Source organism: Nocardia sp. NPDC058058, assembly GCF_042885355.1.
In the GTDB taxonomy this organism is placed as follows: Bacteria; Actinomycetota; Actinomycetes; order Mycobacteriales; family Mycobacteriaceae; genus Nocardia.
Window position 1 is genome coordinate 989,112 of record NZ_JBHVSA010000004.1, and the last position, 14,922, is coordinate 1,004,033.

The 14,922-nt window shown below is 65.9% G+C and carries 13 protein-coding genes; 6 read left to right on the forward strand and 7 right to left on the reverse strand.

Translation table 11 applies throughout. The annotated features are described in order from the left end of the window. Positions 1–12: 12 nt before the first annotated feature. A complete protein-coding gene (locus tag ACFVUS_RS35625; RefSeq protein WP_387776928.1) occupies positions 13–1,452 on the reverse strand; it encodes a diguanylate cyclase domain-containing protein in 1,440 nt (479 codons plus the stop codon). Between the two features lie 362 nt (positions 1,453–1,814). Here ACFVUS_RS35625 and galK point away from each other — a divergent pair, with 362 nt between their 5' ends. The 4 genes from galK to ACFVUS_RS35645 all read left to right on the forward strand — a co-directional run bounded on the left by galK (position 1,815) and on the right by ACFVUS_RS35645 (position 5,596). Continuing rightward, on the forward strand, positions 1,815–2,939 hold the full coding sequence (galK, locus tag ACFVUS_RS35630; RefSeq protein ID WP_387776931.1) for a galactokinase: 1,125 nt from the start codon (positions 1,815–1,817) through the stop codon (positions 2,937–2,939). Positions 2,940–3,066: 127 nt separating this feature from the next. After that, positions 3,067–3,498, forward strand: a complete 432-nt coding sequence (locus ACFVUS_RS35635; RefSeq protein WP_387776934.1) for a group II truncated hemoglobin — start codon at positions 3,067–3,069, stop codon at positions 3,496–3,498. A 165-nt stretch (positions 3,499–3,663) separates the two neighbouring features. Further along, positions 3,664–5,352: a sodium:solute symporter family protein gene (locus ACFVUS_RS35640; RefSeq protein ID WP_387778535.1), complete on the forward strand. Its 1,689-nt coding sequence runs from the start codon at positions 3,664–3,666 to the stop codon at positions 5,350–5,352. 13 nt (positions 5,353–5,365) lie between these two features. Beyond that, positions 5,366–5,596: a hypothetical protein gene (locus ACFVUS_RS35645; RefSeq protein ID WP_387776937.1), complete on the forward strand. Its 231-nt coding sequence runs from the start codon at positions 5,366–5,368 to the stop codon at positions 5,594–5,596. A 29-nt stretch (positions 5,597–5,625) separates the two neighbouring features. Here the strand turns inward: ACFVUS_RS35645 and ACFVUS_RS35650 are convergent, their stop codons facing one another. Then, positions 5,626–6,678 (reverse strand): LLM class flavin-dependent oxidoreductase, encoded by a 1,053-nt coding sequence (locus ACFVUS_RS35650; RefSeq protein ID WP_387776940.1) that lies wholly within the window; start codon positions 6,676–6,678, stop codon positions 5,626–5,628. Between the two features lie 53 nt (positions 6,679–6,731). Between ACFVUS_RS35650 and ACFVUS_RS35655 the strand changes: the two genes are divergently transcribed. Together ACFVUS_RS35655 and ACFVUS_RS35660 are read left to right on the forward strand one after the other, a co-directional pair. Continuing rightward, positions 6,732–7,235, forward strand: coding sequence for an SRPBCC family protein (locus ACFVUS_RS35655; RefSeq protein ID WP_387776943.1), 504 nt, complete (start codon positions 6,732–6,734; stop codon positions 7,233–7,235). A 4-nt stretch (positions 7,236–7,239) separates the two neighbouring features. Beyond that, the gene (locus ACFVUS_RS35660) at positions 7,240–7,818 is read left to right on the forward strand and encodes a TetR/AcrR family transcriptional regulator (RefSeq protein WP_387776946.1); all 579 of its coding nucleotides are present in this window, start codon (positions 7,240–7,242) and stop codon (positions 7,816–7,818) included. 227 nt (positions 7,819–8,045) lie between these two features. Here the strand turns inward: ACFVUS_RS35660 and ACFVUS_RS35665 are convergent, their stop codons facing one another. From ACFVUS_RS35665 to ACFVUS_RS35685, 5 genes are all read right to left on the reverse strand, one after another. Beyond that, entirely contained in the window at positions 8,046–8,741 is a 696-nt protein-coding gene (locus tag ACFVUS_RS35665; RefSeq protein WP_387776949.1) for a hypothetical protein, read from the reverse strand. A 136-nt stretch (positions 8,742–8,877) separates the two neighbouring features. Continuing rightward, positions 8,878–10,242 carry a PepSY-associated TM helix domain-containing protein gene (locus ACFVUS_RS35670; protein WP_387776952.1) on the reverse strand — a complete coding sequence of 455 codons (1,365 nt, stop codon included), beginning with the start codon at positions 10,240–10,242 and terminating at the stop codon, positions 8,878–8,880. Between the two features lie 204 nt (positions 10,243–10,446). Continuing rightward, positions 10,447–11,022, reverse strand: a complete 576-nt coding sequence (locus ACFVUS_RS35675) for a hypothetical protein (protein ID WP_387776955.1) — start codon at positions 11,020–11,022, stop codon at positions 10,447–10,449. A 65-nt stretch (positions 11,023–11,087) separates the two neighbouring features. Then, complete coding sequence (locus ACFVUS_RS35680) at positions 11,088–12,749, reverse strand: acyl-CoA synthetase (protein WP_375966145.1); 1,662 nt, start codon at positions 12,747–12,749, stop codon at positions 11,088–11,090. 187 nt (positions 12,750–12,936) lie between these two features. Next, the gene (locus ACFVUS_RS35685; protein ID WP_387776958.1) at positions 12,937–14,598 is read right to left on the reverse strand and encodes an acyl-CoA synthetase; all 1,662 of its coding nucleotides are present in this window, start codon (positions 14,596–14,598) and stop codon (positions 12,937–12,939) included. Positions 14,599–14,922: the final 324 nt, after the last annotated feature.

The window sequence follows — 14,922 nt, forward strand, 5'->3', positions numbered from 1 at the left end:
ACAATTACGATGTCAGACCGCGGACTCCCGGTGCCACGTACGCGGTCCGGACTCCGGGTGACCATGCCTGAGATCAGCATGGAAAACGTACCCCAGCGAATATTCCTTCGCATGGTACATAGCCGAATCCGCCTCGCGGAGAAGCTCATACACCGTGGTATCGGCCCCGCGCGGGCCACTGCAGGCAATTCCGATGCTGGCCGCGATGCGCACTTCGGCGGCACTGAGTTCGAACGGTTCGCCGAGCGTGGCCAATAGCCGCTCGGCCAGCAATAGCGCCTGCTGACGACCCAGCGGGGCGAGCACCACGAATTCGTCACCGCCATACCGCGCGGCGGCGTCATCGCGCCGGATGATGCGCCGAATACGGGCCGCCGCATTGGCGATCAGCTCATCGCCGACCGCATGCCCCCAATTGTCATTGACCCGTTTGAACCCGTCCAGATCGATGAACAGCAGCGCGAGCGGCTGATCGCCCCAGCGGTCCCGATTACGATGCAGCGCCCGCAGCAGGGCGGCGCGGTTCAGGAGGCCGGTGAGCATATCGTGGTCCGCCTGGTACTGCGCGCGCCGTTCGCTACGGGCGCTGCGTTCGATGGCGCGTTCGCTGCGTAGCAGCACGCCGGCGAGTAGTAGGGCGAATAGCGAGGAGACAACCACGCGATCCATCAGATCCAGGCTGGAGCCGACCACCGGCACCAGCGAGGCCACGATCATGACGATGGCGATGATGCTGGCGCGCTGACGGGAGCGATGCGAATGGATATCGCGCGGCCCGCCCAGTTGGACCATGGTCGGGTGCAGGGCCGCCGCGCCGATCAGCGTGTACGCCAGTTGCAGTGGCAGCAGCAGGATCTGGCGGCCCAGTTCGGCCGAACCGGCCGTCTCCAGGTTGTAGCCGAGATCGCCCGCCAGAATCACCAGCATGGCCAGATACACCAGGCGCAGTGAGGTTTCCGAGCGCGCGGAGGTCACCACCGAATGCGCGACCACGGTGAGCAGCAGTGCGTCGACCACCGGATAGGTGATCGCGGTGATGGTGGTGAAATTGAACCCGTGCGCGCGATGCAGAATCGGCGAGATGAGAAAGGTCCAGGACAGCAGCGCCGCACCGAGTCCGATCAGGCCGGAATCCAGCAGCAGATCGTGATCGGTACTGTTCTGTCGCGGCCGCAGCCAGAGCACGGCGGCCGCGCCGATACAGCAGTAGCCGCTGAGCGTGAACAGATCGTCGAACGGATGCCGGTGCCAGTCGGTGACTTCGCGCAGCGTGGTGCCTATGGTGAATTGCACGGCCGAGGCCGACAGCAGATACCAGGGCAGTGGGAAACGTGGCCGATAGCGGTGCACACCCGCGCCGATCATGACCAGGGCGATGGTGACCGAGGCGAACAGGGTGCACAGAGCGAGCAGGCGATTGTCCACCACCAGGGGCAATGCCAGAATCAACACCCCACAACCGAACAGCAGTGAACGCCAACAGACTCGTAACCGTCTACCGGAACCGGCCGGTTGTTCGTCTGCTTGCACCAGCCCCCCTTTTGTCCGCTCCGTCCCCAGTTGTAATCGGCTGTGCCACCACGAATCACGAACCGAGCATTGCCGTACGAGCATAGGTGCCGAGCGAGGGCCGCAGTATCCACGGGGGAGAGGCGCTGCCATCGAGATTTGGGCAACCGAGTCGATCATGGCACGAAATGTCGCTTCGCGTACTGGAGTCCGTCGAACCCGCAGCATCACGATCCGCGTGACTCGCTATGCTCGCTGCGCAATGGAACCCGACGGCCCGCGTGACTCAGGGAACAGGAGCTGAGGTGGCTGCATCGTCCGCGACATCGACGGCGGGGCGCTGGCTCGCCCCCGGCCGGGTCAACCTCATCGGTGAGCACACCGATTACAACGAGGGATACGTACTGCCGCTGGCGCTGCCGCTGGGCACGACCTGCACCGCCGCGGTCCGGACGGACGGGATGGTGCGGCTGCGGTCGGCGCAGGCGCCCTGCGATGAGGTCGAGATCGCCATGGGCGCGCTCGCCGCCGCGGGCTGGTCCGAACTGCCGAACTGGTCGCACTATCCGCTCGGGGTGATCCGCGAATTCGAGCGGCGCGGGCACGAGGTTCGCGGGGTCGATCTGGAACTGGACGGTGACGTGCCCATCGGCGCGGGCCTGTCCTCCTCCGCGGCGCTGTCCTGCGCGGTGGCCATCGCGCTGCGAGATCTGTTCGCGCCCAGCGTCTCCACCGCCGAGATCATCGATATCGCGCGGACCGCCGAGAACGTCTACGTGGGGGTGCCCACCGGCATCCTGGATCAGTCGGCGTCCATGCTGTGCACCGCGGGGCATGTGCTGTTCCTCGATGTGCGCACGCGCGAATACGAGCAGATCCCGTTCGATCTGCGGCGGTTCGGGCTGAGCCTGCTGGTGTTCGACACCGGCAGTCCGCACCATCTGATGGACGGTGAGTACGCGCGACGGCGCGCCGAATGTGCCACCGCCGCCAAGGAACTCGGGGTGCCGTTCCTGCGGGACGCGACCCTGGCCGAGGCGAATCGGCTCACCGATCCGGTGCTGCGCGGGCGCGCGCGGCACGTGGTGTCCGAGAACGCCCGGGTGCGGCAAGTTGCCGACAAATTGCGTGACGGCACCGATCCGCGCGCGATCGGACCGATCCTGACCGCCGGGCACGCCTCGCTCCGGGACGATTTCGAGGTTTCCGCACCGCAGCTGGACACCGCCGTGGCCGCCGCACTGGTGGCGGGCGCGTACGGCGCGCGGATGGTCGGCGGCGGTTTCGGTGGCAGCGTCATCGCGCTGGCGGACGCCGGGCGGGCCGCGGGGATCGTCACCACGGTCCGGGATGCCTTCGCGCGCAGGGGTTTCGATGCGCCGCGTGATTTCGAGGTGACCCCGGCCGCGGGTGCGCGCCGACTGTCCTAGCGCCCGGCTCGGGAACAGCCCGGGTTGTCCGATTGCACCGCCCGGTCGTTATCCCGCACGTTTTCGGCTGTCCGGGATTAGCCTGAATACCGGAACGATCTACTCGCACACCAGGAACGAGCGAGCCATGGAGAGCCTGTACGAGTTCGCCGGCGGCGAAGAGGCCCTGCACCGCCTGGAAGAGATCTTCTACGACCGAGCCCTGGCCGATCCCGTGCTACGCGAGGTGTTCCCGGTGCGCCGGCCGGATCACGTCGATCATCTGACCTGGTTCACCGCCGAATCTTTCGGTGGCCCAGGACGTTTCACCCGGGAACTGGGTTTCGCGTACATCATCGACGCGCATCGCGGACTGAAGATCACCGATGCGCAGCGGCAACGTTTCGTCGAGGTGTATCTGGAATCGCTCGACGCGGCGGGGATGCCCGCCGATGAGAAATTCCGCGAGGCGGTACGCCAGCACGTGGAGTTCGGCGCCCAGGTGGCACAGCAGAACTCACTCGCGGAAACTGACGAGCAACTTCATCCATTGCGCGAAGTGCCGCACTGGACCTGGTGATTGGTTAACACTCCTAGACGCCAGGCCGCGCCTCCCGGGCGCCAGCGAACACCCCGCTAGTATTGCGCGCTACAGTCGTGCCCGCGCCATCTGTTTCGACAGGAGAGCCGTATGCCGTTCGACGCCAGCCTGCCCGCGGTGGCATTCGGGCAGCCCGCTGCGGTAATGGCCTCGAGCCAGCTCCGACTCGATGCCGACCCCATCGACTATGCCCTGGTCGCACTGTATTTCGTCTTCGTGCTCGGGATCGGCTGGATCGCGCGGCAGCGGGTCTCGTCGAGTATCGACTTCTTCCTGTCCGGGCGCTCGCTACCGGCCTGGGTGACCGGCCTGGCCTTCATCTCGGCCAATCTGGGCGCGGTCGAGATCATGGGCATGTCGGCCAATGGCGCCGAATACGGCATGCCGACCATGCACTACTTCTGGATCGGCGCGGTTCCGGCCATGCTCTTCCTGGGCATCGTGATGATGCCGTTCTACTACGGCTCCAAGGTGCGCAGCGTGCCGGAGTTCATGCTGCGCCGGTTCGGTCCGGGCGCGCATCTGGTGAACGCGCTGAGTTTCGCGGTGGCGCAGGTGCTGATCGCCGGCGTGAACCTGTATCTGCTGGGCAGCATCGTGAATGTGCTGCTGGGCTGGCCGCTGTGGGTGTCGGTGCTGGCGGCGGCGGCCATCGTGCTCTCGTACATCACCCTCGGCGGGCTGTCGGCGGCGATCTACAACGAGGTGCTGCAATTCTTCATCATCGTGGCCGCGCTGCTGCCGCTCACCATTGTCGGCCTGCACAAGGTCGGCGGCTGGGACGGGCTGCGCGAGAAGGTGATCGAGGGTCCGGGCGGGGCAGAACAGCTGGACTCCTGGCCGGGCAATGAGCTCACCGGTTTCACCAGCAATATCGCCTCGGTGATCGGCATCGTCTTCGGTCTCGGCTTCGTGCTGTCCTTCGGCTACTGGACCACCAACTTCGTCGAGGTGCAACGCGCGCTGGCCACGCATTCCATCTCGGCGGCGCAGCGCACCCCGATCATCGGCGCGTATCCGAAGATGTTCATCCCGTTCATCGTGGTCATCCCCGGCATGATCAGCGCGGTGCTGGTGCCCCAGATCGCCGATTTCAAAACACAATTGGCGGCGAATCCGGATTACAAGGGCGATGTCACCTACAACCAGGCGCTGCTCTACCTCATGAAGGATGTGCTGCCCAACGGCCTGCTCGGGGTCGGCCTGGCCGGACTGCTGGCGGCGTTCATGGCGGGTATGGCGGCCAATGTGTCGGCGTTCAACACCGTTTTCAGCTATGACCTGTGGCAGCGGTACATCAAGCGCGACCGCTCGGATGAGTACTACCTGAAGGTCGGTCGCCTCGCCACGGTCGGCGCGACGCTCGGCGCGGTCGGCACCGCGTTCATCGCGGGCAATTTCTCCAACATGATGGACTATCTGCAGACCCTGTTCAGCTTCTTCAACGCACCGCTGTTCGCGACCTTCATCCTGGGCATGTTCTGGAAGCGCATGACACCGGCCGCGGGCTGGATCGGACTGGTCTGCGGTACCGGCGCGGCCATCGTCGTATTCGTGATGAGCAAGGCGCACGTCTTCGAATTGTCCGGGCAAGGAACGAGTTTCGTGGCCGCGGGCATCGCCTTCGTGGTCGACATCGTGGTCAGCGTGCTCGTCACCCAGGTGTCGCGGCCCAAACCGGTCGCCGAACTCGCGGGCCTGGTCTACTCCGAAACCCCCAAGGCCATGCGCACCGACGCGGACGCGGCCACCCTGCCCTGGTATCAGCGCCCCGGCCTGCTGGCCGGGATAGCGCTGGTCATCGTGATTCTGCTCAATGTGTTCGTCGGATAAGGAAAGGCGTCAAATGCTGTTCGATATCCGCACCATCGTCGGCGGGTTACTCGCCTGCTACGGAGTGATCCTGATCGTCGTAGCGCTGGCGTACAACACCGATTTCCAGCGCGCCAAGACCGGCGGCATCGATATAAACCTATGGGCCGGAATAGGTATGACGGTCGTCGGCCTGATCTTCTTCGCCTGGGTCCGCCTACGCCCGGTCCCGCAGCTGACGAGCGCGGACGACGAGACCGAATAGGCATCGCCGCCCGCGCCGGGCGCATCTGCTCAGGAGTGGACCAGATCGAGCAGTCGGCGCAGGGTGACCAGCTGTTCCTCGAACGGTGTCTCCATCTTGGCCAATAGCGTCGAAATCCCGGCTGCCCGATAGCGTTTCACGCGCTCGGCGATATCGTCGGCGGTGCCGACCAGGTTGGTGTGGCTGCCGAGTTCGAGGGGGACCGTGCGGCGTGCCTCATCGCGATTGCCGGATTGCCACAGCTCCGCGACGCGCTCCACGGCCGGGCCGAAGCCGAGTCGGGTGAACGCCTCGTTGTAGAAGTTGCGGCCGTTCGCTCCCATCGCGCCGATGGTGAAGGCGTAACCCTCGGCGTGTTTGCGAATGCGTTGTGCCGCATCGGTTTCGTCGTCGGCGAACTCGACTGCTACCGGCGCGACCAGATCCAGCTCGGTGAGCGTGCGGCCCGCCGATTCCGCGCCCTCCCGCAGTGGATCGAGGAATACCTCGGCCGCTTCGGGAATGAACGCGTTGCCGAGCCAGCCGTCGGCGGCGGCGCCGGTGAGGCGGAGATTCGCCGGGCCCATGGACGCGACGTATACCGGCACCTCGCGTGGCGCGATCAGTGGACGCAGTGCCCGACCGGCGCTGTCCGGTAGTGGCAGCGTGTATACCTCGCCGTCGTAGCTCAAAGGCTCACCGCGACTGACGATTCGCAGGATCTCGATGGTTTCGCGGGTGGTGGCGACGGGTTTGCGGAACCGCACGCCATGCCAGCCCTCCATGACCCGTGGCCCGGATACCCCGATGCCGAGGTTGAAGCGTCCGCCGGAGAGCTCTTGCAGGCTGAGGGCCGAGGTGGCCAGCAGTGCCGGTGAGCGCGAGCCGAGCTGAACCACGAAGGTGCCCAGCCCGATCGTCGAGGTCTTGGCGGCGAGATAGGCCAGGCCGGTCAGTGCGTCATAACCCCACACCTCCGGCACCCAGAGGGAGGCGACGCCCAGTCGCTCCGCCTCCACCGCGAACTCCGCCGCCCCCGGCAGGCGAGGTTCGATGACTACTCCGACCTTCAGCGGTTTCCCCTTGGGCTCCATCGAGATCATGTTCTATGTTATAGACCATAGAAACTCTGGCCGGAACCCCGAAGGGCTGCACAGTGCGCTACCGCGATCAACCAACCATCGAAGTTTCCCAGCGGGTGTCCTGTACCCCGGAGCAGGCATGGGCGGTGGTCACCGATATCGGGCTGCCCGCCGGTGCGTCCGATGAATTGGACTCGGTCGAATGGCTGGATGGGGCGGACCACGTCGTGCTCGGCGCTCGATTCCGGGGCACGAATCAGCACAGCGCCATGGGTGCGTGGAGCACCGAATGCGAAGTGATCGAGGTGGAGCCCGAACGGCGGTGGGTGTGGCAGGTGCGCGGGCCGCTCGGTGTCAGTGCCACTTGGGGATTCGAGGTCGATCCGGCCAGCTCCGGGGTGATCGTGCGGCAGTGGGCCCGGATGGGGCCGGACCCGTCCGGGTTGAACGCGGCCATCACCGCCATGCCGGAGAAGGAGGGGCGGATCATTGCCAATCGCCTGGTCGAATGGGAGCGCAACATGCGTGCGAACCTGTCGGCCGTGCAGGCGAAGTTCGAAGCACCGCAAGAGGATTAGCGTTATGGCGGCACGTGGTCAAACCAGGCAGCGGATGCTGATCGGCGGGGTCGAACTGCTCCGGGAACGAGGGTCCGCGGGGGTCACCATCGATGCGGTACTGGCTCGCACCGGTGCGCCGCGCGGATCGGTCTACCATCACTTTCCGGGTGGTCGCCGTCAATTGCTCAGTGAGAGTTTGGGTATGGCGTCCGATGCCATCGCCGCCATGATCGAGGAGACATCGGCGATCGGCCCGGTGCAGGCGTTGCATCGGCTTGTTGATTTCTGGCAGCGGTTACTGCTGAATACCGAGGATTTTCAGGCGGTGTGTCCGGCTGTCGCTGTCGCGGTCGGTGGTACCGAGGATGATCGGGCGCTGCATCCGGAGGTGGCGGCTACTTTTGTGCGCTGGCGCGCCGCGCTCATCGCCTCGCTGACGGCTGCGGGAGTGCCCGCGGGGCGTGCGGGAAGTCTTGCCACACTGACACTTTCGTCCGTGGAAGGGGCGATTATTCTCTGTCGGGTGCATCGGAGTCTTGACCCTCTCAACGAAGTTGCGGCTGAGCTGGAGTTGCTACTCACTGAGAGGGTCAAAGACTAGATCGAGTTTGAGCGCGTCGAGTTTGCGGGTGGCGATTTCGAGCTGTTGCATCAATTCGACAATGTCGTTGTCCGGCACCGGAATAAGCGGCTGAGAAACGAGGGAATCGATCGCAGTTGGCAGTGCGGTGGCATGGAAGTCGAATTACATTGTGATGCAACTGTTTTCAGAGGCGCGAAGGGTATTGTCCGTATTGCCCGAGCGATACCCTTCGCGCTATTCCGAGCCTACTTCGCCGGCGCCACGAACGGCTGGTTGATCGTTGTGAAGTACTGCGCCGCAGCGAGAATCGCCACCGGAGCCGTCACGAAGATCTGCCCCGCGACGGTTCCGAGGAACCCGATCACGCTCATGCCGACGATGCATCCGAGCACCGCGCCGCCCAGAGCGCCGAACATGGCGGTCAGCGCACCGGTGACGGTGGCGAGGGTGGCGCCGCCGATGAGGCAGCCGACCGCCGCGCCGCCGAGGCCGCCGACCAGGGTGCCGATGGTCGCGCCCATGCCGATGGTGCTGGTCATGCGGCTCCAGGCGGCCTGTTCGCGGTCGTATTCGGTCTTCCAGGGCGCCCCGTTCTCGAACGGGAGGGCCACGGGCTGGTAGGTGGCGTGGGTCAGATCGAACTGCGGGGTGAGGGTGGCGACCCGGTCGTGGATCTCGGTGGCGATGGGGAAGACGAAATCGTCTACGCGGAAGGTCAATTCGGTTCCGGCGATGGTCTTGCCGTCGGCCGCCTTGATCTTGAAGACGCCGTCCTCGACCGCCATGGAACCGGCATCGGTGCGTATGACCGTGTTGGTCTCGCTGTTCGTGGCGGTGTAGTTGATCGCCGCATCGGCCGTCGTATCGGCGTGCGCGGTGCCGGCGCAGATGGCAAGCGCGCTCGACATGGCGATGGACGCGGCGAACGTGTTGAGCTTCATCAGGTGAAAATCCTTGTGTCAGTGCAGGTCAGGTACTGCACGGCAGAGTCGATCCCGACCGCCGGGATCGGCGTGAAAAGGTATGGCTCACCGGCGGCACGACCCAATGGCCGTGCCGCTCAGCGGGATTCGGTTGTCAGGCGGTGGCGCGACGGCGGGATGCCAAGCCCACCAAGACGTCCACCAGTAGGAAACCGAGGAGGGGAATGCCGATCATGGGTGCGAACCAGGCCGCCACCGCGGCGACCGCGACGAACGGCACCAGCACCGCGATCGGGGTCTGCCGCAGCGCCCCGCGCCGCGGGGCCTTACCCAGCGCGACCTTGCCCTCGGACTTGGTCGGGCGGCGTCGCCACCACATCAGATAGCCGCGCACCACGACGGTGAGCAGGCCGACCATGACGGCCAGCAGCAGCAGCTGATTGAGCAGCCCGAACATCAGGCCCATATGGAACTGGATGCCCCAGTTGGTCAATTTCGCGGCCAACGGCCAATCCGAGTACTTCAGCGAGTCCGTGACCACACCGGTGCTGCCGTTCACCGCGATGGCATCGACGGTCAGCACGCCGGGGCGGCGCAGTTCCTTGGCCACGAACGCGGTGCCGTCCTTGGCCGGAATGCTGATCTCGATCGGGCCGTCCACACCATTGGCGCGCGCCACCGCGTACACGGTGTCCACCAGCGCCGCCTTGTTCGCACTCGGCGCGGCGGTGGGCATCGCGCCCCCGCCGTGACCGGCGTGATCACCGGCGGCGGGCACGGCCGGGCCATCGGTTCCGGGGATCTTGGTGGTCACCGCGGGCGTGGTCCAGCTCATCTCCTGGCGCAGCTTGGTGACGTTCTCACCCGCGTACTTGGACCAGGTCATACCGGTCGCGGACAGCAACAGCAGCACCGGAAGAATCCAGATGCCGACGGCCGCATGCCAATTCAGTGTCCGCGCCCGGGGACGCGAGCGGTCCGGGCGGAACAGCCAACCGGCCGAACGCTTTTCGCGTCGCGCCCGCACCCGGCGGAACCACAGCACCAGCCCGGCCAGCGCGATGACCCACAGCCAGGACGCCGCGATCTCGCTGTAGTAGCGGCCGAAGTCGCCCAGGTGCAGATCCCGGTGCAGCTGATCGATCCAGGTGCGCGTCGGCAGCGCCCCGGAACTGCCGTAGACGACACTGTCGCCGACGGACTTCCCGGTCACCGGATCGATGAACACCGCCCGCCGCTCGGACGCGCCGAGGCTCGGATCATTGAAGATGACCCGGGTGGTGTCACCGCTGTTCTGCGCCGGTGCGACCGCGACCAGCGGGAGCTTCGGCTGCACCGCGGTGGCCGCGGCGATCTGCTCGGACAGCGGTTTGGCCGGACCGGTCGAATCGGTGTGCAGCAGACCGCGATCGACGAAGGTCTCCAGCGTGGGCGCCACCGCGTACAGCGCACCGGTCACGGCGGCAATGAGAATGAACGGTGCGACGAATACACCGGCATAGAAATGCAGTCGCAGCATCAGCGCCTGAAAGGCATTGCCCGCACTGCGTTTAGGTGGGGGAGATTCCGAATTCTGGGCAGGGGGAATAGGCGGTACCGTCTCGACGGCACCGCTCTCGGTAATAGTCACCAGCGGTCTTTCTGATGTTCGAGGAGAACCCGGGTACGCCGAATACGGCGAAGACACACGAACACTCAGGTCCGTGCCGGGTGAGAGGAGAAATCAGACTCGACCGAGAGTGGGTGGACCGCGGGTCCGGAAGGCGTCGGCCGCGAAGACGCGCAGCACGACCCGATCGCGATGCGCGATCGGAAGCTGAGGTGGTCCGGTCAGCACCGGCAGCGAAACAGCAACGGGCAGCGCCCAAGCCAGCACCGTGCTGGCTATGCGATACGCGCCCTCCGCGCCCAGAATCACCACGGCGGCCACGCAGGCTGCCACGATATGCGCGGCCAGCATGGCCGGACTCCACATCGACGCGTGATGGTGGTGATGCGCGCTGCTCCCCGGCGACCCCCACATCATGCTGAAGTGCCCGAGCAGCTGTCCGCCGATGAGTGCGATGACGAGCCCGAGCCAGCTGGTGCGCAGCGCGCCGATTCCGGCCACCAGCGCACCGACCGCCGCCGAAGCCGCCACCAGCAGCGTCAGCGCACCGGACTCCAGTGGCGCGGCCCCGGAGATCCAGCCGTGCGCGGCGACCGCGAACGCCCCGGAAAGCAGTCCGGCCGATCCACCGCGCAATACAGCGGCATCACCGCTGTTATGCGCCGTCGACCGGCCGGACTCGAAACTCACGCGCTGATAATAGCTGAGAATGCCGGGCCCTTTTCCCGGCCCGGCATTACAGTTTCCATCCGGAATTACTCGGCGGGAACGGCCATTTCGATCAGCGGCTTGCGCAGCAGCTTGCCGGTGGCATTGCGCGGCAGCTCATCGAGGAAGATCACCTCGCGCGGCACCTTGTAGCGCGCCAGGTTCTCCTTGACGTAGTCCTTGATCTCCTGGACATCGCGCTTGGAGTCCGGTCCCGGTACGACGATGGCGCGCAGCCGCTTGCCGAAGTCGCGGTCCTCGACGCCGACCACGGCCGCCTCGAGCACATCGGGGCGGTTGGAGAGCAGGTTCTCCACCTCCTGCGGGAAGACGTTCTCGCCGCCGGAGACGATCATGTCGTCATCGCGTCCGTCGATGAAAAGCAGTCCGTCGGTATCGAAGTGGCCGACATCGCCGCTGGACATGAGCCCGTCGACGTACTCCTTGGTGCGCCCGTCGGTGTACTGCTTGAACGAGTGCCCGTTCTCGATGAAGATCGTGCCGGTCACGTTCGGCGCGGTGATGCGCTTGCGGTTCTCGTCGTACAGCGCGATGCGAATGCCCACCGGCGCCTTGCCCGCGGTGGTCGGCGCCTTGCGCAGTTCCGCCGGGTTGGCCACGGTCATGACGGCGCATTCGGTGGAGCCGTACACGTTGTAGAGCGAATCGCCGAAGTAGTCCAGGGTGCGGGTGACCACGTCCGGCGGGATGGCCGAACCGGCGGCGAACAGCACGCGCAGGGTCTCGCTCGGCTGGTACTTGGCGAGGGTCTCTGCGGGCAGATCGAGGATGCGCTGCAGCATGGTCGGCACCACGGTCAGGCCCTGCGCCCGGTACTTCTGGATGTTCGCCAGCGTGGTCTCGGGGTCGAAACGCCGCTGCTGGAACACGACTCGGTTGCCCAGTGCGATGGAGATGGTGAACTGGGACAGCCCGGTGGCGTGGAAGATCGGCGCGGCCATCACCACGGTGCTGTTGCGCGGCAACGGGATTCGATCCAGGAACTGCGCGGTGATGAACGGGCTGACCTTATCGCGGGGCGCGCCCTTCGGGGTGCCGGTGGTACCGCTGGTCAGAATGACCATGCCGCCCGGCTTATCCGGCGGGGACAGCGGCGCGGTGGACTGCCCGGCCGCCACCGATTCGATGGTCGGAATCGAGGGGTCCGCGTTGTCCTTCTCATCGACCCAGGTCAGGATGCGCGGGATCTCGGCCGGAATCGCGCCCATCAGGTCGAAGAACTCGCTGTCGTGCAGCACCGCCTTGACCTTCTCGCGCGTCGCGACATCCGCGAACTGCGGCTTGGCGAAACCGGTGTTCATCAGCACCGCGCGCACGCCGAGCTTGCCGGCGGCGACCAGGGCGAGCACCATGCCGCGATGATCGCGAGCCAGTACGCCGATCACATCGCCCGGGCCCAGGCCCTGGGCGGCGAGGCCGCGCGCGAAGGCCGAGGACTGCTTGTCCAGCTGCTCGAAGGTCATCTCGCCGCGCTCGTCGACAATGGCCGCCGACTTCGGATTGGTGTTGGCGGCGTGCACGACCGCGCCCGCGAAGGGCCCGAACTTGAGCACATTGAGCGCCGACCGCACCGCCTGATCCGGGCGCAGCGGATTGAACAGACCCCCGCGCACCATGGCGTTGACACTCAGCGCCGTATCACCGGCCTTGCGAAAAACCGTGCCTGCCGACGGAAGGGCTAGAGACATAGGTACAACCTTCCGCGATCCCCCGCCGGACGAGTCGGCGCTCGGACCGCAACCTCGAGATCCAGTGCACCGCTAACCCTAGCAAGCGCTGGTGGGAAGGGTGTGGCCGAGGTCTCTGGTACCCGAGGTAGCGTATAAACCGCCCAGGTGGTGGCGGGGATGACACCCGCGCGGATCGCGCGCAGGGTCAGGAATTGGCGGGCTCCTCGTATTCCACCAGCACCCGGCGCAGCAGTTTGCCGGTGGCATTGCGCGGCAGATCGTCCAGGAAGAACACATCCCGGGGCACCTTGTAGCGGGCCAGATTGTTCTTGATGTACGCCTTGATCTCCGCCGGATCGGGTGCGGGGACACCGGGTTCGGGCACGATGAAGGCGCGCAGGCGTTTGCCGAATTCCACATCGTCCACGCCGACCACCGCCGCGTCGAAGACATCGGGGCGTTCCAGCAGCAGGTTCTCCACCTCCTGCGGGAAGACGTTCTCACCGCCGGAGACGATCATGTCGTCATCGCGACCGTCCACGAAAAGCAGTCCGCGATCATCGAAATGGCCGACATCGCCGCTGGACATATAGCCGTCGATGATCTGCTTGTGCCGTCCGTCGGTATAGCCCTTGAACGGTGCTCCCGAGCGAATGAAGATGCGGCCGGTGACGTTCTTGGCGCGAATGCGTTTGCCGTCCGCGTCGAACAGCACCACCTCGCACGTGGTGGGGGAGCGGCCCGCGGTACCCGGCGCGATGGCCAGGTCCTCCGGCCGCGCCACCGTCGCCACCGCGCATTCGGTGGAGCCGTACAGGTTGTAGAGCACCGGGCCGAACACCTCGGCGGTGCGCACCGAGAGTTCCGGGGACAGCGCCGAGCCCGCGATCACGATGGCCTTCAGCAACGAGGTGTCGTACCGATCGCGAATATCCTTGTCCAGCTCCACCATTCGATGCAGCATGGTCGGCACCGCCACCAGCATGTCCGCCTTGTGCTCGGCGATCAGGCGCAGGGTGCGCTCGGCGTCGAAGCGGCGCGCCACCACCACCTTGTTGCCCAGTCCGGTGCCCACCAGCCAGGTGGCCAGTCCGGTGCTGTGGAAGATCGGCGAGACGATGACCATGGTGCCCTGGGACGGGAAGTCGATGCGGTCGATCACCTGCACGGTGGCCAGCGGTGAGGTCTTATCGCGGGGCGCGCCCTTGGGCAGGCCGGTGGTGCCGCTGGTGAGGATGACGACGCCGCCCGGCTTCTTCGGATTGGGCAGCGGGGCTTTGGCATTGGCGTCGATCAGGGTGTCCAGGGTTACCGTGCCCGCGGGCAGGTCGACGCCCTCGTCCACCCAGCTGAGCACGCGCGGCAGCTCGGCGGGCAGCGCGTCGAGCAGGCCCAGGAACTCACTGTCATGGATGACGATCTTGACCAGTTCGCGCTCGCAGACCTGCGCGAACTGCGGTTTGGCGAATCCGGTGTTCATCAATGCCACGCGCGCGCCGAGCTTGCCCGCCGCGACCATGGCCAGCAGCAGGCCGCGATGATCACGGGCCAGCAGGCCGATCACGGTGCCGGGGGTGACGCCCAGGCGTTGCAGGCCGCGCGCCACCGCGTTCGAGCGCTCATCCAGTTCGCGGTAGGTGAGCTCACCGCGTTCGTCGGCGAGCCCGATGAGCTCGGGCCAGACGCGCGCGGCATGCCGCACCGCGGTGGCGGGCGGGCCGAACACTTGGGATTCCCGGGCGGTGCGCAGCGTCTCCACCGGATTGCGTGGATCGGTGATTCCCTTGTCCCGCAGGGTTTTCAACCCCTTGAGCACCTCGGCGGTATGTGCCAGTCGCTGTTGCGCCGAATGCAGAACCGAGGCCATGTCGACCCACCTCCGAAAGAATGTGCGGCCCACCGCCTCGCATGCGACGGGTTCCGCCACGGTAACAGCGGGCTGTGACGAGCGTTACACAAATTCGGTCACACCGGACATTTGCCGCAGGTGTGCAGAATGACCACGGGTATTCATGTGGCGGACACCCGCCGTACACCGCGGTCCATGAGGCTGCGGTGTCCCACTTTCCAGTTGATGAGGTACCCCGATGGAACTGCTCGAAGTCATCGCCAACATTTTCACCACGATCATGTCGCAGGCGAGCGGTAGCGCCGCCTAGTTCGCGACACCGGTGATCGGCCGAGGCGGGCG